Consider the following 24,787-nt stretch of genomic DNA (forward strand, 5'->3'; position numbering starts at 1 on the left):
CAAATGGTGGCGCCCGCCGCCCCCACCGAGGTCGCCGAGATTTCACTGTCGCCGACTGCCTTGCCGCTCTACACGCTTCGAACGATTACGCGGATGCTGATGGCGTTGCTCGCCTCGCTGGTCTTCACCTTCGTCTACGCGACCGTGGCGGCCAAGAGCCGGCGAGCCGAGATGGTCATGATCCCGATCCTGGATGTGCTCCAGTCGGTTCCGATCCTCGGCTATCTCTCCTTCACCGTCGTGTTCTTCGTTTCGCTGTTCCCTGGCAATGTGCTCGGGCCGGAACTGGCGGCCATCTTCGCCATCTTCACCAGCCAGGCCTGGAACATGACCTTCAGCTTCTACCAGGCGCTGAGGACCGTCCCGACCGATCTGGACGAAGTCAGCCGCAGCTTCCGGGACACTGGCTGGCAGCGCTTCTGGCGACTTGAAGTGCCGTTTGCGATGCCCGGGCTCATCTGGAACATGATGATGTCCATGTCGGGGGGCTGGTTCTTCGTCGTGGCTTCGGAAGCCATTTCTGTCGGCGATATTCATATTGCGCTGCCCGGCGTCGGGTCCTATGTGGCGCGCGCGATCCAGGAAAGTGATCTGCAGGCCATTGGCTGGGCAATTGCCGCAATGACGGTGGCCATCGTTCTTTACGATCAGCTGTTGTTCCGGCCGATGGTTGTGTGGGCAGAGAAATTCCGGTTCGAACAGACCGCGGCCCAGGTGGCGCCAAGAAGCTGGGTCCTTACCCTTTTTCGCCGCTCGCCTATGCTTAGCAGCCTTGCGGCCCCGGCATGGGTGGCATTGCGCAAGACTGCGCGAGCGCGAATGGCCCTCCCGCCGGCCATCACACGACTTGCCCTCTGGTCGCCACCGCGACTGCTTGTCGACGTCATCTGGTATTCCGCCCTGATCTTTGTGATCGGCTATGTCGTCATTTCGCTGCTGCGTTTTCTGGGTTCGGCCCTTTCCTGGGAGGATGCGAGGATCGCCATCAGCAATGGCTTGCTCACGCTTCTGCGCGTGGTCATTCTCGTCGCGCTTGCAACGCTTGTGTGGGTGCCGGTGGGCGTTGCCGTGGGGCTGCGGCCGAAGCTTGCGGGCCGCATTCAGCCCATTGCCCAGTTTCTCGCCGCCTTTCCGGCCAACCTGCTGTTCCCAGTCGCTGTGTACCTGATCGTAAGGTACAATCTGTCGCCGGTGATCTGGCTCAGCCCGCTGATGATCCTCGGGGCGCAGTGGTACATATTGTTCAACGTGATTGCGGGAGCCAGCGCATTTCCCTCCGATCTGCGGGAAGCAGCAGAGAGCCTTCGGGTCCGTCCCCGGCGCTGGTGGCGAGAGGTGATGCTGCCAGGCATCCTTCCCTATTACGTCACCGGCGCCATTACCGCCGCCGGCGGCGCCTGGAATGCCAGCATCGTCGCCGAATGGGCGAGCTGGGGGAACGTCAGGCTCAGCGCCTCCGGCCTTGGAGCCTACATTGCGGAAATGACCGCGGCAGGCGACTATCCTCGGATTGCGCTCGGTGTCGTTGTCATGTCCATACTTGTCATTGCCATGAACCGCCTGCTGTGGCGCCCGCTCTATGCCTATGCGGAGCGGCGCTCGCGGCTGGATTGAGAGGGCGCCCGTGGGTGATGCTTCCTCACCGCCGATCATAGAGCTCGACAATATCTTCATGGCTTTTGCAAAACCATCCGGCGAGCCGTTGCCGGTGCTTGCGGGCGTCAACCTCGTCTTGCGGGAGGGAGAGATCCTGGGCCTGCTCGGCCGTTCGGGGTCGGGCAAGTCGACATTGCTGCGCATCGTGGGCGGTTTGATCCGGCCTACGTCGGGACAAGTGCTGTATCGCGGCGCGCCGCTGTCCGGCCCTTCCGCCGGCATCGCAGTCGTGTTCCAGACCTTTGCGCTCTACCCGTGGCTGACCGTGCTGGAAAATGTCGAGCTTGGCCTCGACGCACTGGCTTTGTCCGACGAGGAGGAGCATCGCCGCGCTCTCTCCGCTATCGATCTCATAGGGCTGGAAGGCTTCCAGTCCGCCTATCCCCGCGAGCTTTCTGGCGGGATGAGGCAGCGTGTGGGCTTTGCCCGGGCGCTCGTCAGCGATCCGGTCCTGCTGCTCATGGACGAGCCATTCTCGGCCCTGGACGTTCTCACGGCCGAGACGCTGAGGACGGACTTCCTGGACCTGTGGACCGAACACAAGCTGCCCATCAAGGCCGTGATGATGGTGACGCACAACATCGAGGAAGCGGTGTTGATGTGCGATCGCATTCTGGTGCTCGGCACCAATCCCGGCCACATCGCGGCCGAGATCGCGGTGCCGCTGCCGCAGCCGCGCAACCGGCTGGACGCAGCGTTCCACGCCATCGTTGACGAACTCTATTCCATCCTGACGGCCAGGATGACGCAGACGATCGACGCGCAAAGCCAGCTGCATGGCGGTCTGGTCCAGCCGTTGCCCGACGTCGCGATCAGTCGCCTCACCGGGTTCATCGAGAGGCTGAACGCGGTTCACCAGGGCTATGTAGAACTGGCGCATGTCAGCACGCCGCTTGCGTTCGAGACGAAAGACCTGTTCTCGCTGGCGGGGGCCTTGCACATTCTCGAGTTCGCCGAGCTGAAGGACGGGGCGATCAAGCTCACGGCGGCGGGACGGGTTTTTGCCGAGAGCGACGCCAGGGAGCGCAAGCGCCTGTTCAGGGAACATCTGCTGCGCTTCGTGCCGCTTGCCGCCCATATCCGCCAGGTGCTGGAAGAGCGCGCGGGGCACCAGGCGCCGCGGGAACGCTTCGAGTTGGAACTCCAGGATCACCTGAACAAGGGCGACACCGACAAGACCCTCCGTGCGGCTATCGGCTGGGGAAGATATGCCGAGCTCTTTCAATACGACGACCGTTCGCGAAGCTTCGGCCTGGGGCAGCCCGGAGAATGACGGTCGCGAGTGGCTACAGGCCAGGCAGCGCGACCGTCGGGCACGAGCGCGCCCTACTTGCCGGGAACGATCGATGGGATGGGGATGAACAGCAGGTATTTGCGATCCTCGGCCACGGGCCTGAGCGCCTCGCCAAAGCGGGCAACGAACCCGTCGATCTCGCGTTTGGGCACCAGCACGCCGTCGCCGGGGGCGAGCCAGTCGGCCAGCGCCGCTGGCGTTTTCAGACGCGTGATCTTGCCTTCGCTGTAGAATTCGGCCGAGTAGCTGCGCCCGCCCACGATGGCCAGACGGCCGGTATCGGGGAAGGCGTCGACGAGGCGGCCTTCGGAGGGCAGGGCCGAGCGGTCCAGGCCGAGCATCGACACAACGACAATGCCCATGGAAGCCACCAGGACCTCCGCCACGCCGAGCTTCAGCCAGCCCGCCCCCGTGGGACCGGTCCGGACCCACAATATTACGCCCAGAAGGGCTGCCGCCGGCAAGCCAGGTAGCACATAGGCCAACAGAATGTTGGCGGCCGGGGTGAACAACGCCAGCGGCGCCAGCGCGAACAGAAGCAGGTACAGATGAAGGCCGTCGCCGTTTGGCATGCCCTGCTTTCGCAGCCGCCAGATCAGGAGAGGCAGCAGCGGGCTCCAGGGCAGGGTGGCGGCAATCCAGTATAGCCAGATCGTGCCCTTCGGGTGCGCGCGCCCTGCGCCGTAGAGATCGCCCGTCCAGCCGGGCTGCAGGAAGCGCTGGATATGCTCGCCGATCAGGAAATAGTGAAGGAAACCGGGCGTTGCGATTTCGGCGGCCACATACCAGGGGACGACCAGCACCGCCACCATCGCCACACCGCCGACCCAGGGCAGGCGGGCGAGGTCTTTCCAGCCGCCGCGCCATAGCATCCAGATAGTGATCGGCATGAGCGACAGAACCGTGGCCACCGGCCCCTTGGCCAGGAGCCCGATGGCCAGGCCCAGAAAGAACAGCCAGCCCCAGCGGCGTTCTCCCTGCAGGCCACCGTAAAAGCCGGCCATGCAGGCCGTGACTCCAAGCGTCATCGCCATGTCGGTCTGGACGAAGGCCGCGGCGACGAAAAAGAGACCGGAGCTTGCGGCCACCAATACCGCGGCCGCCGCCGTCTGGCGGTCCGTCAGAGTGCAGGCCCAGCGCCACAGGATCAAAAGCGTCGCGATTGCCGAGAGCAGAATTCCCAACCGCGCGGCAAAGGCGGTTGCCCCGAAAAGAGCCAGTCCCGCCGCCGAAAGCCAGGTGTGCAGCGGCGGTTTCGCCCAGAACGGCACGCCGTAGTCGAACTGCGGCGTGATCCAGTTGCCGGTTTCGACCATCTTGCGTGCGATTTCGGCATAGCGGGCTTCGGTCGGGTCCGTCAGCGGCACCCAGATCATCGCCAGCAGTCGAACGGCAAGAAGCAGGAGCAAGCCCCAAAGAATGGCACGGCTTTTAGTCATGTCAGTTCAATGCACTTTCAAGCAGGATTTCGGCCTCGGCAGCACGGCTTTCAGGGGCGTGGCCAAGGCATTGAATCGGATCTGTGGCGTCGCCCGGATGCAGCATCATCAGGCATTGCGGCCCGGCCGCCGACAGCAGGCGCGGAAGCCAGCGCCGGACAGCGGCCGGGTCCTCGAGGCGGAGAAAACCGGAAAAGTCGCTGTTCACGCGCAGGCCCGCGCGGGCGAATACCGTCCGAGCCCGGGCCGCGAAGGCCATGATGGCCAATACCTTGGCGCCGCCGGCGCGCAGGTTGAGCCAGCGCCCCGCCCATGTGGCGGGCAGCGGCACGCGCACCCATGTGTTTGGCCCGCATGGCAATCTTGGGATCAGCGGCGCAATTGCCGGGAAACAATGGCAATGCTGATGGCCATCGTAATAGTCGGGCAGGCTGCCGAAGAGGGCCACGAACTCTTCCACCTGACGGTGGAGCGAAGCGGCGATGCCGTCGGGCAGGCGGCCGCCCGGCCGCATCAGCTTGCCCAGTGGCCAGACCGGCCCGCTTTCCGGGAAGGGCTGCGTCAGGTTCAGATGAAGGCCGACCTGCGAACCATTGTCCCGCAACGCCCGAAGCCGGGCTATTGCACCAGGCTCGATCCCCCCATGGACCATGACCGATGTGCCGTCGAGCTTTCCTGCCGCCAGCAGCGCCAGGATCACCTCGTCGTGCCTGCGGCCCAGCCCGCAATCATCCGCGATCCGCAACAGCGTGCCCCTTGCGGCTGATGTCTTCGGCCAGGATGTAGGGGGGGCGTTTCTTGGCCTCCAGGACGGATTTGCCGACATATTCGCCCAGAAGGCCCAGGAATATCATCTGGACACCCCCGAAGAAGGCAATCAGCGCAAGGACCGAAGCGATGCCGGACGGCACTGCGGGGAAGAAGAAATGCTGGATGACGATGTAGATGCCATAGGCCGCGCTGAGCAGGGCGATGGCGATCCCCGCCAGCGCCATCAACCGCAGCGGCGTGGTGGTGAAGCTGGTGAAGGCATCGAGCGTGGTCAACAGCAGGCGAAGCGGGTTGTAGCTGCTCGTGCCCCGGGTGCGCGGGGGCGGCTCGAGGGGCAGGCCGGTCTGGCGAAAACCGACCCAGCCATAGAGCCCCTTCATGAAGCGGTCACTCTCCGGCAGTCGGCGCAGCGCGTTCATGAAGCGATGGTTGATCAGGCGGAAATCGCCGGCATCGGGCGGGATCTCGTAGCGGACATCCCGATTGATCACCCAGAAGAACAATTTTGAAAAGATCGACTTCGCCAGCCCTTCGGACGCGCGGCGGCTGGCCTTGTAGGCATAGACACTGTCGGCGCCTTCGTTCAGCCAGATGCGCACGAAATCGGAAATCATTTCGGGCGGATGCTGAAGGTCGGCGTCCATGAGGACGGCTGCATCGGCATATTCGGCGGCGTCTATCCCCGCTGACAGCGCCGCCTCCTTGCCGAAATTGCGCGAGAACTGGAGCAGACGGACGGACCGCGCGCCGAAATCATGCGCCTTGAGCAGGCCAAAGCTGTCGTCGCTGCTGCCGTCGTCGATGAAGATGTAATCGACGGTGAGTGCAAACTCGGCGGAAACAGTGTCTGCAATCGCGCCGAGCCGGCCAAGAAGATCAGGCAGGCCCTCGGCTTCGTTGTAGACTGGAACGATGATGCAGAGCGTCTTTGCGGTCATGACGGGCTTTTAGCGAAAATCACCGCCGAGGAAATGGCGAAGTTTATGATCGATGCCAGCCCGATCGCGAGTAGCAGCGCCGCAGCCAGTGGCAGGCCTGTATACAGCATCGCCTTCAGTAGAAAAGCCCGCAGCATGAAGATCAGACCGCTCCAGCCCATGAAGAGCACATATCGGCGGACGATGTTGCTCGTCGCGTCCTCGAAAGTAATCCGGACGTGGAACAGGAACACGACAGACGCACTGACGATCATGGCCAGCCCCAGCGCCAAGGCCGGGTCCAGACCGAGCCAGCCCGTTGCCGCGAGCGTCACGACATAGTCGATCGCCGCGCCGATGGTGGAACCGCCAGCAAAGAGGGAAAATCGTTTCAGCATCATCCAAATGGTCTAGTCGAAACAGGTTCACGAATTCTCACGTGGACCTGCGCTCCTGTAGCCCATTTTCAGCAATCGCGGCAGATAAATCGAACCAGGCAGCCTGGCCAACGCAAGAAAATCGGCTCTCAGCGAGGCGGGCGGTCAATGGCGGCACAATGTAGGGGGTGACGGAGTGGCAAAAAGCAGCCGATGGCTTCGCCAGCCGGAGCAGTCTCGACGGGCCTGGCTGCAGGCGCGTTAACCGGCAGCCTTCACTTCATGCCCGTCGAGACCGTCCTTCGCGAAAGTCAGTGCGGGGCAGCCACCGCATGGATGAGTTCGCCGCACAGCTCGCGGCTGACATGATGCGAGATGTCGCCGAGCGCGAGCATGCCCACCATGCGCTTGTTCTCGTCGATTACCGGCAAGCGCCTGACCTGCTTTTCTTCCATGAGGTGGATGGCGTCCTCCAGGGGCTGGTCGGTGCGGCAATAGATTATGCCCTTGGTCATCACGTCCCGCGCTGTGAGGCGGGTTGGGTCCTTGCCACTGCCAAGCGCGCGGAGCGCCAGGTCGCGGTCGGTCACCATTCCTATCAGCCGGTCGTTTTCACCCACGGGCAGGGCGCCGATGTCCTGTTCCTTCATGAGGGCGGCGATCTGGGCGACCGACATTTCCGGGTCGATCCATTTGGTTCCCTTGTGCATCACAGTGGTGATCTTCATCGTCTTCTCCTTGGTTATGCTGCCTTTCAGGAGCTGGCCGCCATCGAGAAAGCTTCTCGGATGCCGTGTCCTAGGCGCCCTTGACCTCGATCTTCTTTTCAGCCTGCTTGGCTTCCATCGACTTGGGCAGCTTCAGCTTCAGCACGCCCTTGGTGAAGTTCGCCTCGATCTTGTCGGCATCCACGTCTTCGGGGAGATGGAAGGAACGCTGGAAGGATCCGAACCGGCGCTCGGACATGTGGAAGTCTTTGCGCTTTTCTTCCTTTTCCTCCTGCTTTTCGCCCCGGATCGTCAGCATGTCGTTGGCCAGCTTGACCTCCACATCCTTTTCGTCGAGCCCGGGCAGTTCGGCGGTGATCTCGTACTCGTCTTCCTTCTCGGTCAGGTCGATCGCGGGCATGACCCGCCATTCGGACGGGCCGATGTGACGAGGCATTTCAAGCCCCAGCATCGACCGCCACGACGGGCGCGACAAAGGGCGGAAATCTTCGAACAGCCGGTCGATCTCCCGTTGCAGGCTTTCGAATGGAGACCACTCAGTGGTCATTGCCCGCGTGGTCTTTTCATTCTTTACAGGCACCTTGCTTGCAGGTTCAGCCATGGTCTTGCTCCTCTTCGGCAGTTTGGGCTCATCTCGATATGCCTGCTCGGCACGTTCCAGAGACCGAGGACGAGTGCGGTTGCGCTGTCGGTAGGCTTCGTTCGCGGGCAGGCATTCGCCTCTGGAAAAATTCCAATAAAATCCCTTTCCGGCGGGCCTTTCATTGATGGGAGTCAAAGCGTATCGAAGGTTGGACCCCATGGCTGCCGCGAAGTCCGCTACGGCATTGCGCGCGCCCGCAGCATGGCCTAGGGCTGCCCTGAGCGGCATGGAGAATTCCTTCGGCATGTTTCCTTTTCTCCTCCGGCCTGTCCGGCAAAACGGGTTCGCCTGCCGGTGCCTGTCGCGAAGCGGCGAAGCCGGCGCGGGGCGAGGGAGGCCGTGATGGAGGAGCTTGCTGTCTTCGGCGGCCTGTTTGCCGTCGGCTTCCTGGCCGCGACGCTACTGCCGATGCAGTCGGAAGCGGCGCTGGCAGGAGCCTTGGCCGTGGGATCGTTTTCGCCGGCGGGACTGGTTCTGGCCGCAAGTGCCGGCAATATCCTCGGCTCCGTGGTCAACTGGCTGATCGGCCGCCGCATCGAGGCTTTTGCCGGCCGCCGCTGGTTTCCGGCGAGCCCGCGGATGCTCGACCGCGCCACCGCGTGGTATCGGCGCTACGGCCGGTGGTCGCTGCTGCTGAGCTGGGCGCCCGTGGTGGGCGACCCGCTGACGCTGGTGGCGGGGGTGCTGCGCGAGCCGCTGTGGAGCTTCGTTGCGCTGGTGGCGGTGGCCAAGACAGCGCGCTACCTGACAGTGGCGGCGGCCGTTTCAAGCCTTTGGTGAGTGTGCGCGGAGCCTCGAGGCTTCAGAGCCGTGGCCGGGCGACGCGGTAGGCGGCGATGCGCCGGCGGCGGCTGCTGTTCGATGCCGAGATCAGGGCATCCTTGGCCAAAAGGCCTCCCACCTTGGCGAAATTGAAGAACGCCTTGCGCGCATCCTCTGCGGATGCCTGGTCCAAGCTGGCGGAAAAGCAGGCGTTCAGCGCGCGCTGGTATACCGGCCCCTGGCGGCCGATGGGCCACGCAAGCAGAAAGTCGAGCGCTTCGTCGACGCCGTAGATTTCGATGACCGGCTGTCCGGCCTCGGTCACCAGTCGCACCGGCATCAGGAATTGCAGGCTGTCCATCATTTCCTCCAGCTACCCCAATTCGAACAGAATGCCCGCACCGCGTGCGGCTTCTGCAAAGGCCTTTCGCGCATCCTCGGGTCTTCTTTCGCCGCGCAACACCTCCAGGCAGGCCTGCCGCGCGTCCCGATGCTGCTGGGTGCCGGCGCTTGGCCAGTGGTTCATGAGTATATCCAACGCCTGCCGGGCGTTGGATATGTTGCGAACATCATGCGTCAAGCCGACGGAAACTGGAACCGGCTTGTCGAACCATCCGAAAATCTGATCTGTGTCCATGGCGACACCCCCCGATTTGTTGCGCATATCTCAACGCATGACGGCGCGGGAGGTTGCATGCGCAAGCAGGCATTCGCGTCGATCCGAAGGGCTCGCTTGCAGTGCAGTTCTGTGGGTGCGGACGGGCCCGGCCGGCAGTGTCCAGGGAACGGATTTCGAGCGGCGAGACGGCCGGCGGGCCGTGTCGTGGTCCGCGCAGGCGGTGTCGTTTTCGCGCCCGCCGGCCACCGGCGTCGGTGATTTGATGGCGGTGTTCGAGGTGCCGGTTTCCGGAGCGCTCTGGCCCGTTTTAAGGCCTTCGGGCCAAGCTCCAATTCCTTCAAACCAAGCATCGTGCCCGCGGCGGACCGGGCCCCGATTTCGGGGCCGGTTACCGATGAGCGCGTGCGAGGCAAAGACGGGAAGGGACCGCCCGCGAATGTCGTCAACCTGGCCTGCCAGGCGGGCGCCGAGGGGTAGGTGGTTGCGCATGGCAGACCCTGGCGGACCTGCGCGACCATCCGATTTTGAGGTCTCCGCAGGGCCGGTCCCATGCAACAGATGATCAGGAGCGGCGCATGACCGTGGTTCCTTTCCCGCAGGCCTCCAGTGAGATCGACCCCATCGACGGCCTGGTGGCTTCCCATCGTCCCGGCTACGGCCTGGCTCGCGCGTTCTACAAGGACCCGGCCATCTACGACCGCGACATGGAGCGCGTGTTCCGCCGCCATTGGCACTGCCTGGGGCATGCCAGCATCATTCCCAACCCTGGCGACTTCGAACTGTTCAAGATCGACAGCGAGGCCGTGATCCTTTCGCGCGCAGAGGACGGCACGATCCACGCGATGCTCAATGTATGCCGCCATCGCGGTGCCGAGGTCTGCACCAAGCCCAAGGGCAACGCCAGGTTCTTCGTGTGCCCCTATCACGCCTGGACCTATTCCAACGACGGCAGCCTGCGCGCCGCGCGGCTGATGCCGAAGGATTTCGACCGTTCCGCCCATGGGCTGAAGAAGCTACATGTGCGCGTGGCGGAGGGACTGGTGTTCATCTGCCTTGCCGAGAAGCCGCTGGACTTCGAGCCCATCGCCGAGCAGCTGCGCACGAGCTGCGGCCAGTATGGCTGGGCGGACGCCAAGGTTGCCTACCGCCAGACCTATCCCGTCGCCGCGAACTGGAAGCTCGCGGTGGAGAACTATGTCGAGTGCTACCACTGCGGACCGGCGCATCCCGAATACTCGAAGACGCATGCGCTGGAGCAGCCGCTGCACATGATCGAGAAGCTGAACGCCGCGATGGAGGAGCGCACCTGCGCGCTGGGCATCGAGATCGTCAGCGCCGACAACTGGCAAACTTCCGCCAAGGGCCAGGAGGCAATCCACAGCTTCCGCTATGCGCTTTACGACGGCGTTTCGAGCGGCAGCGAGGACGGCTCGCCGGTGGCGCCGCTGATGGGCCGCTTTACCGACTACGACGGCGGGGTGACCTCGATCCATCTTGGCGGCACTACCTTCCTGGTCTGCTATCCCGACCATGGCATGATCTACCGCTTCATTCCCAAGACGGTGGACACCTGCGAGATGGAGCTGATCTGGCTGGTGCGCGGCGATGCCGAGGAGGGCAGGGACTACGACCTCGAAAAGCTGACCTGGCTGTGGAAGGTCACCACCGAGGAAGACAAGAAGATCATCGAGCACACCGCGCGCGGCGTGGCTTCGCGCTACTTCGAACCCGGGCCGATCGCGCCGATGGAGCACAACGAGCTGCGCTACATCGGCTGGTATCTGGACGAGATCAGCCGGCCCTGACGGGCCTTTGCCGCCAGCCTCGGCGGTTGGGCTTCACAGGCTGTGCAGGGTGGTTGCGCCGTGCGCAGCCGCAGGCACCGAATGGATATTCTTGGGGCGATTGCTGCGGCCTCGCAGGATCAAAGGCTCAATCGTCGTTCGAGGCGTTCAGCTCGTCCGGGCGGAGCCCGTCCTCTGCATCGCGGTCATAGAGCACTGCGCGCACGAAGATGGTGTTGGCCGCACCGGGTTCGATGGAGAAGACCCCGAACTGCGGGGCTTCCGGTTCCTGATGGGGAATGTGCAGCGCCACGCCGTCGCCGGGTGTATCCACTGCGGAAAGCGTGAACGTCACGCCGTTGCCCAGCGTGACCTCGATTTCGTCGGCGTCGATTTTGGTCGTCTTGCCGCCGCGAACGGCGCGGAAACGGACCGCGCCGTGGCTACCTTTGTGTTGCTGGTCCATGCCGCTTTCCGGAGCCCGGCTGCCCCGAACTGGCGGGAAGCCGCGGCCCTAACCCCTTGGTTTGGCGCGTGATCCTTGCACAGCGAGTGTGCTACTTTTCAGCTCGTTGCGCCAGCGGAGATTTCGGAAATGCGGAATGTCCGTGGAGCTATCAGACGTCCTTGTAGATGACGTAGAGCTTGCGCACCTTTTCGTGGACCGTCCACTCGCCGCGCCAGCCCTTGGGCAGCACCAGCACCTCGCCGGGGCGAACTTCCTGCGTGCGGCCGTCGGGGCCGTGCAGCGAGACGCGGCCAGACACGATGTGGCAGGTCTCGGAATTGTCCTCGCGCACGGCGGTGAAGCGGCCCGGGGTGCACTCCCAGACGCCGATCTCCAGCTTGCCGTCCGGCGAGGTCCACAGCGTCTTCGCGGCCTCTTCCTGGTTGCCCTCGATCGAAGTGGGCTTGGGCTCCGGGGCGCCAAGATCGATGTTGGCGAGGTGGGCGAAGGTCTGGAATTCGATCATGGCAATCTCCGGATGGTCGTTAAAGTACTAGGTTCTTGAAGTTGTTCTGATTTCTCAGAAGACCACCGGGCTCAGTGCCCGGTGATGCTGTCGGCGAGGGCTGCCAGCTTCGAAGTTTGCTGGAGGCCGGCTTCCTCGCGCTCGTCGGCGACGCGGTAGAGCTGATACATGGAATGTACGCCCAGCCAGCGCATCGGCTCGGGCTCCCACTTGCGCACCCGGCGGTTGACCCACGGCAGGCGGGTAAGCTCGGTGTCGCGGCGCAGGATGAGATCGCGCAGCGTGCGGCCCGAAAGGTTCGAACTGGAGACGCCGAGGCCCACATAGCCGCCGGCCCAGGCGATGCCGGTTTCCTCGTCGAGACCGGCGGTGGTGCACCAGTCGCGCGGCACGCCCAGCACGCCGCACCAGGCATGGTCGATCTTGAGATCGCGGGTCTGCGGCAAGAGCCGCATCAGGATCTTGTAGAGCGCGTCGATGGTTTCCTGCTGGGTCTGGCCGCGCACGTCGGTCTTGGAGCCATAGCGATAGGGCACGCCGCGCCCGCCCATGGTGATGCGGCCCTCGCGGGTGCGCTGGGCGTAGCAATAAGCGTGTGCGGCATCGCCGAGCAGTTCGTGGCCGTTCCAGCCGATCTCGTCCCACAGCGACTGCGGCAGCGGCTCGGTGATGATCTGGGCGCTGTTGAGCGGCAGCCACAGACGCTCGTTGCCCGGAATGCCGGCGGTAAAACCTTCCGTGGCCCGCACGATGATAGGCGCGCGCACCGTGCCGCGGTTGGTCGTGACCTTGCCTTTCTCGAGGCCGAGCACCGTGGTCTGCTCGTAGATCGGCACGCCGAGACGCTCGACCGTTTCCGCCAGGCCGCGCACCAGCTTGGCCGGCTGTACCCGCGCCATGCCGCGCAGCACATAGGCGCCTTGTACGTTGTGAATGTTGATGCGTTTGCGTGCTTCCTGCGCGCTCAGGAACGCAATGCGGTCGGCCGGCATGTCCCAGGCCTTGGCCTCTTCGTATTCCGCCTTTGCGCGCTCAAGCTGGGGCTTGTTGGTGGCGACCGTGATGTTGTCGACGCGCATGATATCGGCGTCGATGCCCTCGGCCTCGGTCACGGCAATCACTTCGTTGACCGTGCCGTACATGGCAAGCTGCATGTCCACGACGGCGCCGCGGGTCGAGGTTTTCAGGTATTTTTCCCGCGACCAGCCGAAGCCGCCCGACAGCCAGCCGCCATTGCGGCCGGAAGCACCGAAGCCGGCGAACTCCTTTTCCACGATGGCGATGCGGATCGAGGGATCGGCTTTCTTGAGGTAGTAGGCCGTCCACAGGCCGGTGAAGCCGGCGCCCACGATGCAGACATCGGCTTCGAGATCGCCGGGCAGGGGGGCTCGATAGGAAGGTACGCCGCCTATGTCGGCGTACCAGAAGGAGATGTTGCCGTTTGTCTTGGCTTGCATGTGGGGAGGTCCGGCTTGGGTGAAAATCAGGTCAGCGTGAGGTCGGCGCGCTCGTCGTCGGCGAGCAGCTTGGAATCGGCAATCGACCAGCGCACATCGACTTCGTCTCCGATCGAGAAGGAGGCGGCTTCCAGCGGCGAGCGCACGATGGCGACCGAGCCGTCCTTGAGCGTGACCTGGTATTTGGAGCCGGAGCCGAGATAGATCGCCTCGCTCACCCGGCCGGCCAGGCTGTTCTGACCATCGGCCAGCGGTGCGCCGGCAGCGGCCAGCGCCAGCTTTTCCGGCCGCAGCAGGATGACCGGCTTGCGCCCGTCGGAAAGATGTCCCTTGGCCACCGCCTTCTGGCCGGCGATGGTCAGGCCGGTTTCGCCGCCAGCGGCTTCGGCGGTGCCGCGCAGGGTGGTGGATTCGCCGATGAACTTGCCCACGAACAGCGTGGCAGGTTCGTCGTAGAGTTCGCGGCCGGTGCCAATCTGCTCGATGCGGCCCTGGTTGAAGACCGCGATGCGGTCGGACAGCACCAGCGCTTCCTCCTGGTCGTGGGTGACATAGACGAAGGTGGTGCCGAGTTCGCGGTGGATGCGCTTGATTTCAAGCTGCAGCCATTCGCGCAGCTTCTTGTCCAATGCGCCCAGCGGCTCGTCCATGAGCAGCAGCGGCGGGTCGAACACGATGGCGCGTGCCAGCGCCACGCGCTGCTGCTGGCCGCCCGACAGTTCGCTTGGATAGCGATGCGCGAAATCGGCCATCTTGACCATGTCGAGGGCCAGCGCCACGCGGCGGTCGCGCTCGGCCTTGTCCACGCCCCGGAGGGTGAGCGGATAGGCCACGTTCTTGCCCACGGTCATGTGCGGGAACAGCGCGTAGTGCTGGAACACGACGCCGATGTTGCGCTTGTGGGCCGGCACGCCGACGATGCTCTGGCCGCCGACGGAGAGCTGGCCGGCGGTGAGGTCGGTGAAGCCCGCGACGACATTGAGCGTCGTGGTCTTGCCTGAGCCGCTGGGGCCCAGCAGGGTCATGAACTCGCCCGGCTCGATGTGCAGGCTGACATCGTTGAGGGCGACGAAATTGCCGTAGCGCTTGGTGGCGTTGCGGATGTCGATGGCCGCGCCGCGTTCCCTGGTCTTCGAGGGGGACATGTTGGTTGTGTGCATGTCAGCTTCTTTTCGATTTCGAGCCGATGAGCAGCCCTGCAGTGATGATCAGCGACGTGGCCAGGAAGATGATGGTTCCGACGGCCGCGACCGTCGGGTCGGCGTCACGGGTGATGCTGGTGAAGATCTGCACGGGCAGGGTCTTCAGGTAGGGGCTGGTGATGAACAGCGCCACGATGATCTCGTCGAACGAGGTGACGAAGGCAAACAGCAGCCCCGAGAGGATGCCGGGCGCGATCAGCGGCAGCGTGATGGTGCGGAAGGTGGTGAAGCGGTTCGCGCCGAGGCTGGCGGCGGCCGTTTCAAGCCGCACGTCGAAGACCTCAAGGCTGGCCGACACGGCGATGATGACGAAGGGGATCGCCAGCATGGTGTGTGCGATGACGAAGCCGAGCGTGGTGCCGACGAGCTGGTAGTTGAGGTAGACCGCATAGACGCCGATGGCCAGCACCACGCCGGGCACGATCATGGGCGTGATCAGCAGGGCGCGCAGCATGCCGGCGGCGCCCGCATGCTTCATGCGGCTGAGCCCCAGAGATGCAAGCGTGCCGATGACGGTGGCTGCGACAGCCACGATGCCTGCGACCCGGAGCGAGTTGGCAAAGCTCGTGAGCCACTCCGGATTGGTGAAGAAATTGACGTACCACTGCCAGGAGAAGCCAGCCGGCGGGAAGGCCAGAGACTTCTTCTCGTTGAACGACATGGGGATGACGACCAGCGTCGGCATCACCAGCCAGATGGCCACGAGCAGGCAGAAGAGGCCGAGAATGATGCGGAAGGGCTTCATTTTCACGACCTCGCAGACTTCTTGTGGCGCTGGCGCATGAAGGGCGCGGCCACCGCCAGCAGCACGAAGGTCGACATCAGCAGCACCACGCCCATGGCACCGCCACGGCCCCAGTTGAGCAGGCTGAGCACCTGGTTCTGAACCAGCGTGGACAGCATGGTGCTGCGCGGGCCGCCGAGCAGGGCCGGCGTGATGTAGAAGCCGAGCGCGAGGATGAAGACGATGATGGCACCGGCGAAGACGCCGGGCAGCGACAGCGGCAGATAGACCTGCAGGAAGGCGAGCGAGGGCCGCGCGCCGAGGCTGCGTGCGGCCTGGACCAGCCTGAGGTCGATGCCGCGCATGACGGAATAGAGCGGCAGGATCATGAAAGGCAGGAGCACCTGCGCCATGCCGATGACGACGCCGGTGGGGGTGCGGATGAGCTTCACCGCGCCGAAGCCGAGCGACTTGATGATGGTATTGATGACGCCGGAATCCTGCAGCAGGATCACCCAGGCCAACGTGCGCACCACGCCGCTGACCCAGAACGGCACCAGCACGCACAGGATGAGCAGCAGCCGCATGCGCGGCCCCACCACCGTCATAAGATAGGCGTAGGGGTAGGCCGCGACGACGCAGACGATGGCGACCCAGGCCGAGATGGAGAAGGTGCGGGCCAGGACCGTGAGGTTGACCGGGGTGGAAAAGAACCAGACGTAGTTCTGCAGCCCCCATTCCGGTTCGGAGAAGCTGCGCAACACGATGGTGAGCAGCGGATAGCCCATTGCCGCGATGAGAAGCAGGACCGCCGGTGCCGTCAGCAGTGACGGATAGGCGGCCAGCCGCCAGCGCCGCGGCGCTGCGCTGCCTGCGGACCGGGGGCTAGGCCCCCCGGTCATGGTCATGTCGATTGTCTGGTTCACGCTTTACAGCCCCGGTCTGACGATGCGGCTTAGTTGCCGGACATCAACGCCGTCCACTTTTCAGAGGCGGCATCGAAGTTCTCGACCCAGAACTTAATGTTCTGCTGGTAGCCCTGCTTCACTCGCTCGGGCGTGTTGGTCAGGAAGGCGGCGACCGACGGATCGACCTTCGGCCGGGCCTCGTCATGGATCGGCGAGTAGGAGGTCTGCTCGGTCAGCACCTCCTGCGCCTGCTTGCCCAGATAGGCGTTGATGAGAGCGTAAGAAGCTTCCGTATCCTTGACGCCGACCGGGATGGTCATCTGGTCCATCACGACCATCCAGTCCTGCCAGACCGGCGTGTATTCCGCGCCGTTCTTAACCGCGGTCATGGCGCGGCCGGTCCACATCATGATCATGTCGGCTTCGCCGGACTCGGCGAGCTGCTGCGATTCCGCGCCAGTCTTCCAGAAGATGGTGTCCGGGCCGAGCGCCTTGATCTTGGCGATGCCGCGGTCGATGTCGGCAGCGGTCATGTTCTCGACCGAGCCGCCGTCGGCCAGAACGCCCTGCTCGATGAGGCCGCCCAGGGGGTCGCCGCTGCCGTCGATGGCGCGGATGCCGGGGAACTTCTCGGTGTCGAAGAAGTCCTTCCAATCCTTGGGCGGATTGTCCTTGTAGGTGTCGTTCTTGTACATCAGGACGATGCCGTAGTTCATCGCCGGCACGCTGCACTCGCCGACCTGGCCGGGCGGAATGTGCGAGATGTCGAGCTTGGAGAAGTCGAGCTTCTGGAACAGCGTGCCGCAGTGCACGTAGGGCGGGAAGTCGGCGGTGTCGACGACGTCCCAGGTGACATTGCCGGATTCGACCTGCGCCTGCAGCTTGGCGATCTCGGTCGGGCCGTCATTGAGCAGCGTAACGCCGGTCCTGTCGACGAATTCCTTCATCGCCGCGACCTGGCCGTCCTGGTAGATGCCGCCATAGGAGACGAAGGTCAGCGTCTTGCCCTTGAGCGAACCGTCCACGATGGTGCCGGCGGGCGGCGCATCCTGCGCCACGGCGGCAGTGGCGAGCATGGCAAGCGCCGAGGCGCTGGCAATGCCCATAATCGACTTATGGATCATTTATTCCTCCGATAACCCGCTGTCTGTTTTTGAATGCCCGGATGCGAGCGATTTCCGGGCCACATATTGATCGAGTTCGACGGCTTCGCTGGTGGGGGGCGCAATCACCCACAGCACCTCGGCCGGCTTGTCGCCAACATTCCTCGCCTTGTGCGGCGTTGCGGTTGAGTATTCGATGCTGTCGCCTTCATCGAGGATGAAGCGCTCGTCGCCGAGGGTCAGCTCCAGCCGGCCTCGCAGCACTATGAACATCTCATGCGCGTTGCCATGCGTGTAGAGCAGGTCGCCTGTCGAGCCGCCAACGGCGAACTCACCCGAATAGACTTCCATTTCGTGGATCGGACGACGCGATAGCATCGTCTTGCGATAGCCTTCGCTGAGGGCCAGGGCAGGGCGTTCGGCACGCTTCAAGACCCTGTGCGGCGACACTTCCCCTTCATCGAAAAGGTTGGAGACGCTTATGCCGAGCGCATTGGCGATGTGCATCAGCGTGCTGGTGTTGGCACCGGAGCGGCCCCGCTCGAGCTGGCTCAGGAAGCTGGCCGTGGTGCCGACCATCTCGCCCAGCTGCCGCAAGGTCAGGCGCCTGGCGGTGCGAAACGCCTTCACGCGCTCGCCCAACAGCGGCGGGCGCGGCTGCATTCCGGCTTCCCCGGCCGTGGCAGATTGCTCCTCCGAAAGCTTCAATCTATCCTCTATTCCTACCCACTTTACAGCTTATGAAGTGGTGTCCGGCGCGGTCAAGTATGAATCTGCAGCGGCATCATTTGCCTGTGAATAGGGCTTGGTCCCGACGGTCCGTCCGCCCGATTGCGACCGGCCCCTGGCGGAAAAAGGCATTTGGACCCAAGCGCTTGCTGCTTCCCTCATGGGCCCGATGGCAGGCGCATCCGGATGGTCGCGCCTGCTGCCGCGGTTCGTCAAATGCGGCCTTTATGCGGCGACCGCGGCACGCGCGTCGAGTATCTGGTGGCAGGCGTTGGCTGCCTCCTGGCCCTTCACCTTGAAGTGCTCGAAGAAGAATCGCCGGTGCTCCTCGCTCTCGTGGAAATTGTGCGGCGTGAGCACTGCCGACAGCACCGGGACATTGGTGGCGAGTTGAACGGTCATCATGCCGTCGAGCACGGTGCCGGCCACGAAGTCGTGCCGGTAGATGCCGCCATTCACCACGAAGGCCACGCCCAGGATGGCGTCGTAGCGGCCGGTCTCGGCCACCAGCTTGGCGTGCAGCGGGATTTCCAGCGCACCGGGCACGTCGAAGACGTCCACGGCCGTCTTGCCGTTCGACAGCGAGTGCGTGAGTTCGGTGAACGAGTTCACGCACTGGTCGACGATGTCGGCATGCCAGCGTGCGCGGATCACGGCGACGCGGCGGCTTTCGAATTCGCGAGGGGTAATCTGATTCATGGGTCCTTCCTTCCGTTCAATGCCCAGAATCAGGACGCACGAGACGAGACACACTAAGCCCATGGGGCAGCCGCGGTCGCGTTCGTTCTCTTTCATCCGGACTATGACCGTCGGCTCCGGAATTCAACCGGATCTGCTGACCCTTCCGAAGGTTCGAAAGGCGCTCGCGGGCTCAAGCTTTCGCTCTTACCGCCGGTGGGGAATTTCGCCCCGCCCTGAGAACTTGACGCCCGTGTTTATGGAGTATGACCTGGCATCGCGTCAATCCACGTCGTGCTTATGTGGAAGCAGCCTTCGTTTTCGAAGCTGCGGCTAGGATATTCCTTTCGTTTCCGGGGGAAGAGTCGCAACTCGAAAGCATGCCTCAAAGAACTTGCCGGCGGCGTTTTGCGAGCTTTAAGGTGATTCACAGCCGTGCCCGCGGTGATTTCGTTTGACATTCGTTATAGGTTCGAAATATTTCCATATTGGCTGAGGCAGTGGCCGGAAAGTCGGGCCCGTCAGCGGCATCAGAGTGCACAGATGAGCGAGCTTCCCATCCACGACGTCTTCATCATCGGCGGCGGCATCAATGGCTGCGGCATTGCGCGCGATGCGGCCGGGCGGGGCTATTCTGTGTGCCTGGCCGAGATGGACGATCTGGCCAGCGGCACCTCCTCGGGGTCGACCAAGCTGATCCATGGCGGCCTACGCTATCTCGAGCATTACGAGTTCCGCCTGGTGCGCGAGGCGCTGATGGAGCGCGAGGTGCTGTGGCGGATGGCGCCGCACATCATCCGGCCGATGCGCTTCGTGCTGCCCCACGCCGCGGGCCTGCGCCCGGCCTGGCTGATCCGGCTCGGCCTGTTCCTCTACGACCACATCGGCGGCCGCAAGCTCTTGCCGGCCACCAGGACGCTGGACATGCGCCGCGACCCGGCCGGCAAGCCCTTGAAGCCGCTGTTTGCCAAGGCGTTCGAATATTCGGACGGCTGGGTCGACGACGCCCGGCTGGTGGTGCTCAACGCCCGCGACGCCGCCGACCGCGGCGCCGACATCCGCACCCGCACGCGGGTGATCGGCTTGCGTCGCGAGGGCGACCACTGGGTGGTGCGGCTCGAAGACACCCGCAGCGGTGCGGTCGAGGAGGTGCGGGCTCGCCTCATCGTCAACGCCGCCGGCCCCTGGGTGGACACTGTTTTGACCGATGCGGTCGGCGATGCGAAGGCCCACCATGTGCGCCTGGTGCAGGGCAGCCACATCGTGGTGTGCAGGAAGTTCGACGACCCGCGCGCCTATTTCTTCCAGAACAAGGACGGGCGCATCATCTTCGCCATTCCCTATGAGGAGGATTTTACGCTGATCGGCACCACCGACCGCGATTTTTCTGGCGATCCGCACGGGGTAAAAATCACCGACGCCGAGGTCGACTATCTGTGCGCGGCGGCCAGCGAATATTTCGCCGACCCCGTGAAGCGCGAGGACATCGTCTGGACCTATGCGGCGGTGCGCCCCCTCTACGACGACGGCGCCTCGAAGGCGCAGGAGGCGACCCGCGACTATGTGCTGAAGGCGGAGCCGGGCGAAGGCGCGCCGCTGATCAACGTCTTCGGCGGCAAGATCACCACCTACCGGCGCCTGGCCGAGGCCATGCTGGACAAGATCGAGGCGCATCTGGGCAAGCGCGGCAAGCCCTGGACCGCCGGCGCGCCGCTGCCGGGCGGCGACTTCTTCGCCATCGGCTTCGAGGCGCAGGTGGCGGCTTTGAGCCGGGCCTATCCGTTCCTCGCGCCCGCCCATGCCCGGCGGCTGACCCGGGCCTACGGCACGCGCGCGGCCGAGCTGCTCGGCGACGCGCGCTCGGCCGCCGATCTCGGCCGCCATTTCGGCGCCGACCTCTACGAGGCCGAACTGCGCTACCTGATGCAGCACGAATGGGCCGAGACCGCCGAGGACGTGCTGTGGCGGCGGACCAAATGCGGGTTGCACATCGATGCCGCACAGCGCCACGCGCTCGGCGACTTCATGCGCGGCGCCGCTGACGGCACCGACAGGTTGGCAGCCCAATAGTCGGCGCGCAATTGGCCGCCGACGCAAATGCGGCAAAATTTCGTGCTAGGTGGTGACGCGACGGCGTCTTTTGGCTATGAGGGAGTACCCGCGGGTACGGTTCGGGCGCAAGGGACGGGATTCTCCCATGCCGTTGCGCCGGGCCAAGCCTGTGAAAAGGGCGGCCACTGCTCGTGAAATGAGGCGGAAGGGCCCTGAAAGCCGCTGATTTTTCGCGCTAATCCCGTGGAAAGCCTATATCAGGGGTCAACGACCAGCTTAGGAAGAATCCGATGCCTGCTTATCGCTCCCGCACCACCACCCACGGCCGCAATATGGCCGGCGCGCGCGGCCTCTGGCGCGCCACCGGCATGAAGGACTCCGATTTCGGCAAGCCGATCATCGCGGTCGTAAACTCCTTCACCCAGTTCGTGCCGGGCCACGTGCACCTGAAGGATCTCGGCCAGCTCGTGGCGCGAGAGATCGAGAAGGCTGGCGGCGTCGCCAAGGAGTTCAACACCATCGCCGTCGACGATGGCATCGCCATGGGCCATGACGGCATGCTCTACTCGCTGCCGTCGCGCGAGCTGATCGCGGATTCGGTGGAATACATGGTCAATGCGCACTGCGCCGACGCCATGGTCTGCATTTCCAACTGCGACAAGATAACCCCCGGCATGCTGATGGCCTCGCTGCGCCTCAACATCCCCACCGTCTTCGTTTCCGGCGGGCCGATGGAGGCCGGCAAGGTGGTGCTGGCCGGCAAGACGCAGGCTCTCGACCTGGTCGACGCCATGGTTGCGGCCGCCGACGATCGCGTCAGCGACGAGGACGTGAAGGCCATCGAGCGCTCGGCCTGTCCGACCTGCGGCTCCTGCTCGGGCATGTTCACGGCCAACTCCATGAATTGCCTGACCGAGGCGCTGGGCCTTTCGCTGCCCGGCAACGGCTCGACGCTGGCCACCCATGCCGACCGCAAGCGCCTGTTCGTGGAAGCGGGCCACCTCATCGTCGACCTGGCGCAGCGCTACTACGAGCGGGACGATGAGAACGTGCTGCCGCGTAACATCGCTTCCAAGGCCGCCTTCGAGAACGCCATGACGCTGGACATCGCCATGGGCGGCTCCACCAACACGGTGCTGCACATCCTGGCCGCCGCGCATGAGGGCGAGATCGACTTCACCATGGACGACATCGACACCCTGTCGCGCCGGGTTCCGGTGCTGTGCAAGGTGGCGCCGGCGAAGGCCGACGTGCATATGGAAGACGTGCACCGCGCCGGCGGCATCATGGCCATCCTCGGCCAGCTCGACAAGGCTGGCCTGCTCAACCGGGATTCGCCGACCGTCCACGCCGCCACCCTCGGCGAGGCGCTGGATCATTGGGACATTTCTCGCTCCAACAGCCAGGCCGTGCGCGACTTCTTCCTGGCCGCACCCGGCGGCGTGCCGACGCAGACCGCCTTCAGTCAGGATCGCCGCTGGGACGACCTCGACCTCGACCGCGAGAATGGCGTGATCCGCTCGGCCGAGCATCCGTTCTCGAAGGACGGCGGCCTTGCCGTGCTCAAGGGCAACATCGCGCTCGACGGCTGCGTGGTGAAGACCGCCGGCGTCGACGAGTCGATCCTGAAATTTACCGGCCCGGCCAAGGTGTTCGAAAGCCAGGATGCTGCGGTCAAGGGCATCCTCGGCAACGAGGTGAAGGCCGGCGATGTCGTGGTGATCCGCTATGAAGGCCCGCGCGGCGGACCCGGCATGCAGGAAATGCTCTACCCGACCAGCTACCTGAAGTCGAAGGGCCTCGGAAAGGCCTGCGCGCTGCTCACCGACGGACGTTTCTCGGGCGGCACGTCGGGCCTGTCGATCGGCCACGTTTCGCCGGAAGCGGCGGAAGGCGGCACGATCGGACTGGTGCGCGACGGCGACATCATCGAGATCGACATTCCGGGCCGCACCATCCGCCTCGCGGTGGACGAGGCGACGCTGGCCGCGCGCCGTGCCGAGCAGGATGCCGCTGGCTGGAAGCCTGCCGAACAGCGCAAGCGCAAGGTCACGACGGCTTTGAAGGCGTACGCTGCCTTCGCCACCAGCGCCGCCCGTGGCGCCGTGCGCGACCTGGGCGAAGATTGACACTTCCAGAACACGCCGGCGGCCTGCCCTATAGGCAGGCCGCCGGCTGACATAAGACGCGCCTGGCATGCGGGGAGTATGAGAGTGGCAGGCCAAGTGTCCACCCGAGCGCTGGTCGTTACCGGGGGGCCAACAGCAGGAAGACTATCGTGACCGATGCTTCGGCGACAGCCGGCCGTATCCAGGCGGACAACACAGTCTACGCCATCCTCCTGGCGGTGAGCTTCTGCCATCTCATCAACGATGTGATGCAGTCGCTTCTGGCGGCGATCTACCCGATGCTGAAGACCGGATACGGGCTCGACTTCTGGCAGATCGGCCTGCTGACGATGACCTTCCAGCTCACGGCTTCGCTGCTTCAGCCGCTTATCGGCATGTTCACCGACAAGCGGCCAATGCCCTATTCGCTGCCGGCGGGCATGACGTCGACGATGATCGGCCTCTTCGTGCTCGCCTATGCCGGAAACTACGCGATGCTGCTGCTTGGCGCCTCGCTCATCGGCATCGGCTCGGCCGTGTTCCATCCCGAATCCTCGCGCGTGGCGCGTATGGCCTCGGGCGGTCGCTATGGGCTTGCCCAGTCGGTGTTCCAGGTCGGCGGCAATTTCGGATCGTCGCTCGGGCCCCTGCTGGCCGCCTTCATAGTGGTGCCGAAGGGGCAGACCAGCGTTGCCTGGTTCTCGGCGGCGGCTCTCGTCGGCATTTTCGTGCTCTGGCAGGTCAGCGGCTGGTATAGCCGTTACCGCGCGGCCTCGGCCAAGCGGCCCGCCAGGAGCCATGCCATTTCGCTGCCACGCCGCAAGGTGGTGATCGCGTTGGTGGTGCTGGCCACGCTGGTGTTCACCAAGAACATCTACATGGCCAGCCTCTCGAGCTACTACACCTTCTACGTCATCCACAAGTTCGGCGTGTCGGTGCAGGAAGCGCAGATCATGCTGTTCATCTTCCTGGGTTCCGCCGCAGTCGGCACCGTGGCGGGCGGGCCGATCGGCGACCGCTTCGGCCCGAAATTCGTCATCTGGTTCTCGATCCTGGGTGTGCTGCCGTTCACGCTGGCGCTGCCCTACGCGGACCTGTTCTGGACGCGCATCCTGACCGTGCTGATCGGCCTTATCCTGGCTTCGGCCTTCTCGGCCATCGTGGTGTTCGCGCAGGAGCTGGTGCCGGGCCGCGTCGGTATGATCGCGGGCATCTTCTTCGGCTTCGCCTTCGGCATGGGCGGCATAGCGGCCGCGGTGCTCGGCATCATCGCCGACATCAAGGGCATCGACTTCGTCTACATGATCTGCTCGTTCCTGCCGCTGCTGGGGCTGCTGACGATCTTCTTGCCTTCGATGAAGGCCGTGCGCACGGCTGCGGCCTGAGCGCCGATGGCGGGGCGGCGGCTTCCGTCCCGTGAATACGACCCCATGTCCGGCATCTCTTCGACGCAATGACGGGCCGGCCGCTTGAGCGGCCGCACTTCTTCGAGCCGGCTTCCCATCCCAACGCATGCCGCTCCTGCGACAGGAGGGGAATTGTCGTGGATGCATCGCGCCGGGCTTGGCGGGGTGAGGCAAAGGCCATGCCTGCGCTACGCCCAAGGCGTACGCCGCCGGATTTAAGAACTGACCCGGCCAGAGGGTTTCCCGCTGGCGATGCCCTTCTTGTTAAGCTGGCACTTGCCTGAGACAGCGGCATCGGCCGCCGCCTTCCTGGCGGAGCTATCGGCGAAACAGAACCGGTTCCATCTGCCCTGAGCCGCGCCGCTCCTTTCTCGACCCATCAGACGGCCGAACAAAAAAACGGCGCCCCGAGAGGCGCCGTTCTTGTGTCGGTAAGTCGCTCCGACGAACCGGAGC

Annotated in this window: 24 protein-coding genes and 1 riboswitch; of the genes, 7 read left to right on the forward strand and 17 right to left on the reverse strand. The window is 64.3% G+C overall.

The features are described from left to right. Positions 1-3 precede the first annotated feature (3 nt). Complete coding sequence (locus tag AC3A4H_RS09870; RefSeq protein WP_487766686.1) at positions 4-1,614, forward strand: ABC transporter permease; 1,611 nt, start codon at positions 4-6, stop codon at positions 1,612-1,614. A 58-nt stretch (positions 1,615-1,672) separates the two neighbouring features. Then, positions 1,673-2,929: an ABC transporter ATP-binding protein gene (locus AC3A4H_RS09875; RefSeq protein WP_487766687.1), complete on the forward strand. Its 1,257-nt coding sequence runs from the start codon at positions 1,673-1,675 to the stop codon at positions 2,927-2,929. 53 nt (positions 2,930-2,982) lie between these two features. Here the strand turns inward: AC3A4H_RS09875 and AC3A4H_RS09880 are convergent, their stop codons facing one another. From AC3A4H_RS09880 to AC3A4H_RS09905, 6 genes are all read right to left on the reverse strand, one after another. Further along, positions 2,983-4,389: an ArnT family glycosyltransferase gene (locus tag AC3A4H_RS09880; protein ID WP_487766539.1), complete on the reverse strand. Its 1,407-nt coding sequence runs from the start codon at positions 4,387-4,389 to the stop codon at positions 2,983-2,985. A gap of 1 nt (position 4,390) precedes the next feature. Further along, positions 4,391-5,137, reverse strand: coding sequence for a ChbG/HpnK family deacetylase (locus AC3A4H_RS09885; protein WP_487766688.1), 747 nt, complete (start codon positions 5,135-5,137; stop codon positions 4,391-4,393). Continuing rightward, on the reverse strand, positions 5,118-6,098 hold the full coding sequence (locus tag AC3A4H_RS09890) for a glycosyltransferase family 2 protein (protein ID WP_487766540.1): 981 nt from the start codon (positions 6,096-6,098) through the stop codon (positions 5,118-5,120). Before AC3A4H_RS09890 ends, AC3A4H_RS09885 begins: the two co-directional genes overlap by 20 nt. Further along, a complete protein-coding gene (locus AC3A4H_RS09895) occupies positions 6,095-6,475 on the reverse strand; it encodes a GtrA family protein (protein WP_487766689.1) in 381 nt (126 codons plus the stop codon). Before AC3A4H_RS09895 ends, AC3A4H_RS09890 begins: the two co-directional genes overlap by 4 nt. A 290-nt stretch (positions 6,476-6,765) precedes the next feature. Beyond that, positions 6,766-7,182 carry a CBS domain-containing protein gene (locus AC3A4H_RS09900; RefSeq protein ID WP_487766541.1) on the reverse strand — a complete coding sequence of 139 codons (417 nt, stop codon included), beginning with the start codon at positions 7,180-7,182 and terminating at the stop codon, positions 6,766-6,768. A gap of 70 nt (positions 7,183-7,252) precedes the next feature. Then, complete coding sequence (locus AC3A4H_RS09905; RefSeq protein WP_348777457.1) at positions 7,253-7,783, reverse strand: Hsp20/alpha crystallin family protein; 531 nt, start codon at positions 7,781-7,783, stop codon at positions 7,253-7,255. 384 nt (positions 7,784-8,167) lie between these two features. Between AC3A4H_RS09905 and AC3A4H_RS09910 the strand changes: the two genes are divergently transcribed. Further along, positions 8,168-8,605 carry a YqaA family protein gene (locus AC3A4H_RS09910; RefSeq protein ID WP_487766542.1) on the forward strand — a complete coding sequence of 146 codons (438 nt, stop codon included), beginning with the start codon at positions 8,168-8,170 and terminating at the stop codon, positions 8,603-8,605. A 22-nt stretch (positions 8,606-8,627) separates the two neighbouring features. On the opposite strand, the gene AC3A4H_RS09915 is transcribed toward AC3A4H_RS09910, so the two are convergent. Both AC3A4H_RS09915 and AC3A4H_RS09920 read right to left on the reverse strand, forming a co-directional pair. Then, on the reverse strand, positions 8,628-8,948 hold the full coding sequence (locus tag AC3A4H_RS09915; RefSeq protein ID WP_348777455.1) for a DUF982 domain-containing protein: 321 nt from the start codon (positions 8,946-8,948) through the stop codon (positions 8,628-8,630). A gap of 12 nt (positions 8,949-8,960) precedes the next feature. Continuing rightward, positions 8,961-9,251 carry a DUF982 domain-containing protein gene (locus tag AC3A4H_RS09920; protein ID WP_487766543.1) on the reverse strand — a complete coding sequence of 97 codons (291 nt, stop codon included), beginning with the start codon at positions 9,249-9,251 and terminating at the stop codon, positions 8,961-8,963. A 530-nt stretch (positions 9,252-9,781) separates the two neighbouring features. On the opposite strand from AC3A4H_RS09920, the gene AC3A4H_RS09925 reads away from it, so the two are divergent. Beyond that, positions 9,782-11,011 (forward strand): aromatic ring-hydroxylating oxygenase subunit alpha, encoded by a 1,230-nt coding sequence (locus tag AC3A4H_RS09925; RefSeq protein ID WP_487766544.1) that lies wholly within the window; start codon positions 9,782-9,784, stop codon positions 11,009-11,011. Positions 11,012-11,138: 127 nt separating this feature from the next. On the opposite strand, the gene AC3A4H_RS09930 is transcribed toward AC3A4H_RS09925, so the two are convergent. The 9 genes from AC3A4H_RS09930 to AC3A4H_RS09970 all read right to left on the reverse strand — a co-directional run bounded on the left by AC3A4H_RS09930 (position 11,139) and on the right by AC3A4H_RS09970 (position 18,786). Then, positions 11,139-11,456, reverse strand: coding sequence for a hypothetical protein (locus AC3A4H_RS09930; protein ID WP_348777452.1), 318 nt, complete (start codon positions 11,454-11,456; stop codon positions 11,139-11,141). Positions 11,457-11,607: 151 nt separating this feature from the next. Then, positions 11,608-11,964: a cupin domain-containing protein gene (locus AC3A4H_RS09935; protein WP_487766545.1), complete on the reverse strand. Its 357-nt coding sequence runs from the start codon at positions 11,962-11,964 to the stop codon at positions 11,608-11,610. A gap of 71 nt (positions 11,965-12,035) precedes the next feature. Then, positions 12,036-13,421, reverse strand: a complete 1,386-nt coding sequence (locus AC3A4H_RS09940) for an NAD(P)/FAD-dependent oxidoreductase (protein ID WP_487766546.1) — start codon at positions 13,419-13,421, stop codon at positions 12,036-12,038. 26 nt (positions 13,422-13,447) lie between these two features. Further along, complete coding sequence (locus AC3A4H_RS09945) at positions 13,448-14,566, reverse strand: ABC transporter ATP-binding protein (protein WP_487766690.1); 1,119 nt, start codon at positions 14,564-14,566, stop codon at positions 13,448-13,450. Positions 14,567-14,582: 16 nt separating this feature from the next. After that, positions 14,583-15,374 (reverse strand): ABC transporter permease, encoded by a 792-nt coding sequence (locus AC3A4H_RS09950; RefSeq protein ID WP_487766547.1) that lies wholly within the window; start codon positions 15,372-15,374, stop codon positions 14,583-14,585. Continuing rightward, entirely contained in the window at positions 15,371-16,255 is an 885-nt protein-coding gene (locus AC3A4H_RS09955) for an ABC transporter permease (RefSeq protein WP_348777736.1), read from the reverse strand. The genes AC3A4H_RS09950 and AC3A4H_RS09955 overlap by 4 nt, the downstream gene beginning before the upstream one ends. A 47-nt stretch (positions 16,256-16,302) precedes the next feature. Further along, on the reverse strand, positions 16,303-17,379 hold the full coding sequence (locus AC3A4H_RS09960; protein ID WP_487766548.1) for an extracellular solute-binding protein: 1,077 nt from the start codon (positions 17,377-17,379) through the stop codon (positions 16,303-16,305). Further along, positions 17,380-18,021, reverse strand: a complete 642-nt coding sequence (locus AC3A4H_RS09965; RefSeq protein WP_487766549.1) for a helix-turn-helix domain-containing protein — start codon at positions 18,019-18,021, stop codon at positions 17,380-17,382. Between the two features lie 291 nt (positions 18,022-18,312). Continuing rightward, positions 18,313-18,786 (reverse strand): 6,7-dimethyl-8-ribityllumazine synthase, encoded by a 474-nt coding sequence (locus tag AC3A4H_RS09970; RefSeq protein WP_487766550.1) that lies wholly within the window; start codon positions 18,784-18,786, stop codon positions 18,313-18,315. Positions 18,787-18,866: 80 nt separating this feature from the next. After that, a riboswitch (FMN riboswitch) is annotated at positions 18,867-19,013 on the reverse strand. Between the two features lie 295 nt (positions 19,014-19,308). On the opposite strand from AC3A4H_RS09970, the gene glpD reads away from it, so the two are divergent. The 3 genes from glpD to AC3A4H_RS09985 all read left to right on the forward strand — a co-directional run bounded on the left by glpD (position 19,309) and on the right by AC3A4H_RS09985 (position 24,310). Beyond that, a complete protein-coding gene (gene glpD / locus AC3A4H_RS09975; RefSeq protein ID WP_487766551.1) occupies positions 19,309-20,835 on the forward strand; it encodes a glycerol-3-phosphate dehydrogenase in 1,527 nt (508 codons plus the stop codon). A gap of 272 nt (positions 20,836-21,107) precedes the next feature. Beyond that, positions 21,108-22,946: a dihydroxy-acid dehydratase gene (gene ilvD / locus AC3A4H_RS09980; protein WP_487766552.1), complete on the forward strand. Its 1,839-nt coding sequence runs from the start codon at positions 21,108-21,110 to the stop codon at positions 22,944-22,946. 149 nt (positions 22,947-23,095) lie between these two features. Continuing rightward, on the forward strand, positions 23,096-24,310 hold the full coding sequence (locus AC3A4H_RS09985; RefSeq protein ID WP_487766553.1) for an MFS transporter: 1,215 nt from the start codon (positions 23,096-23,098) through the stop codon (positions 24,308-24,310). The last annotated feature ends 477 nt before the right edge of the window (positions 24,311-24,787 follow it).

Source organism: Pseudaminobacter sp. Soil_N_29 (genome assembly GCF_057656055.1).

Excerpts from the sequence above, each read along its gene's own strand:
- ilvD (WP_487766552.1), top strand. The coding sequence starts at position 21,108 with ATGCCTGCTTATCGCTCCCGCACCACCACCCACGGCCGCAATATGGCC.
- AC3A4H_RS09955 (WP_348777736.1), bottom strand. The coding sequence starts at position 16,255 with ATGACCATGACCGGGGGGCCTAGCCCCCGGTCCGCAGGCAGCGCAGCG.
- AC3A4H_RS09910 (WP_487766542.1), top strand. The coding sequence starts at position 8,168 with ATGGAGGAGCTTGCTGTCTTCGGCGGCCTGTTTGCCGTCGGCTTCCTG.
- glpD (WP_487766551.1), top strand. The coding sequence starts at position 19,309 with ATGAGCGAGCTTCCCATCCACGACGTCTTCATCATCGGCGGCGGCATC.
- AC3A4H_RS09970 (WP_487766550.1), bottom strand. The coding sequence starts at position 18,786 with ATGAATCAGATTACCCCTCGCGAATTCGAAAGCCGCCGCGTCGCCGTG.
- AC3A4H_RS09900 (WP_487766541.1), bottom strand. The coding sequence starts at position 7,182 with ATGAAGATCACCACTGTGATGCACAAGGGAACCAAATGGATCGACCCG.
- AC3A4H_RS09960 (WP_487766548.1), bottom strand. The coding sequence starts at position 17,379 with ATGATCCATAAGTCGATTATGGGCATTGCCAGCGCCTCGGCGCTTGCC.
- AC3A4H_RS09940 (WP_487766546.1), bottom strand. The coding sequence starts at position 13,421 with ATGCAAGCCAAGACAAACGGCAACATCTCCTTCTGGTACGCCGACATA.
- AC3A4H_RS09875 (WP_487766687.1), top strand. The coding sequence starts at position 1,673 with ATGGCTTTTGCAAAACCATCCGGCGAGCCGTTGCCGGTGCTTGCGGGC.
- AC3A4H_RS09895 (WP_487766689.1), bottom strand. The coding sequence starts at position 6,475 with ATGCTGAAACGATTTTCCCTCTTTGCTGGCGGTTCCACCATCGGCGCG.
- AC3A4H_RS09890 (WP_487766540.1), bottom strand. The coding sequence starts at position 6,098 with ATGACCGCAAAGACGCTCTGCATCATCGTTCCAGTCTACAACGAAGCC.
- AC3A4H_RS09915 (WP_348777455.1), bottom strand. The coding sequence starts at position 8,948 with ATGGACAGCCTGCAATTCCTGATGCCGGTGCGACTGGTGACCGAGGCC.
- AC3A4H_RS09920 (WP_487766543.1), bottom strand. The coding sequence starts at position 9,251 with ATGCGCAACAAATCGGGGGGTGTCGCCATGGACACAGATCAGATTTTC.
- AC3A4H_RS09945 (WP_487766690.1), bottom strand. The coding sequence starts at position 14,566 with ATGTCCCCCTCGAAGACCAGGGAACGCGGCGCGGCCATCGACATCCGC.
- AC3A4H_RS09880 (WP_487766539.1), bottom strand. The coding sequence starts at position 4,389 with ATGACTAAAAGCCGTGCCATTCTTTGGGGCTTGCTCCTGCTTCTTGCC.
- AC3A4H_RS09905 (WP_348777457.1), bottom strand. The coding sequence starts at position 7,783 with ATGGCTGAACCTGCAAGCAAGGTGCCTGTAAAGAATGAAAAGACCACG.
- AC3A4H_RS09870 (WP_487766686.1), top strand. The coding sequence starts at position 4 with ATGGTGGCGCCCGCCGCCCCCACCGAGGTCGCCGAGATTTCACTGTCG.
- AC3A4H_RS09930 (WP_348777452.1), bottom strand. The coding sequence starts at position 11,456 with ATGGACCAGCAACACAAAGGTAGCCACGGCGCGGTCCGTTTCCGCGCC.
- AC3A4H_RS09925 (WP_487766544.1), top strand. The coding sequence starts at position 9,782 with ATGACCGTGGTTCCTTTCCCGCAGGCCTCCAGTGAGATCGACCCCATC.
- AC3A4H_RS09935 (WP_487766545.1), bottom strand. The coding sequence starts at position 11,964 with ATGATCGAATTCCAGACCTTCGCCCACCTCGCCAACATCGATCTTGGC.
- AC3A4H_RS09965 (WP_487766549.1), bottom strand. The coding sequence starts at position 18,021 with ATGCAGCCGCGCCCGCCGCTGTTGGGCGAGCGCGTGAAGGCGTTTCGC.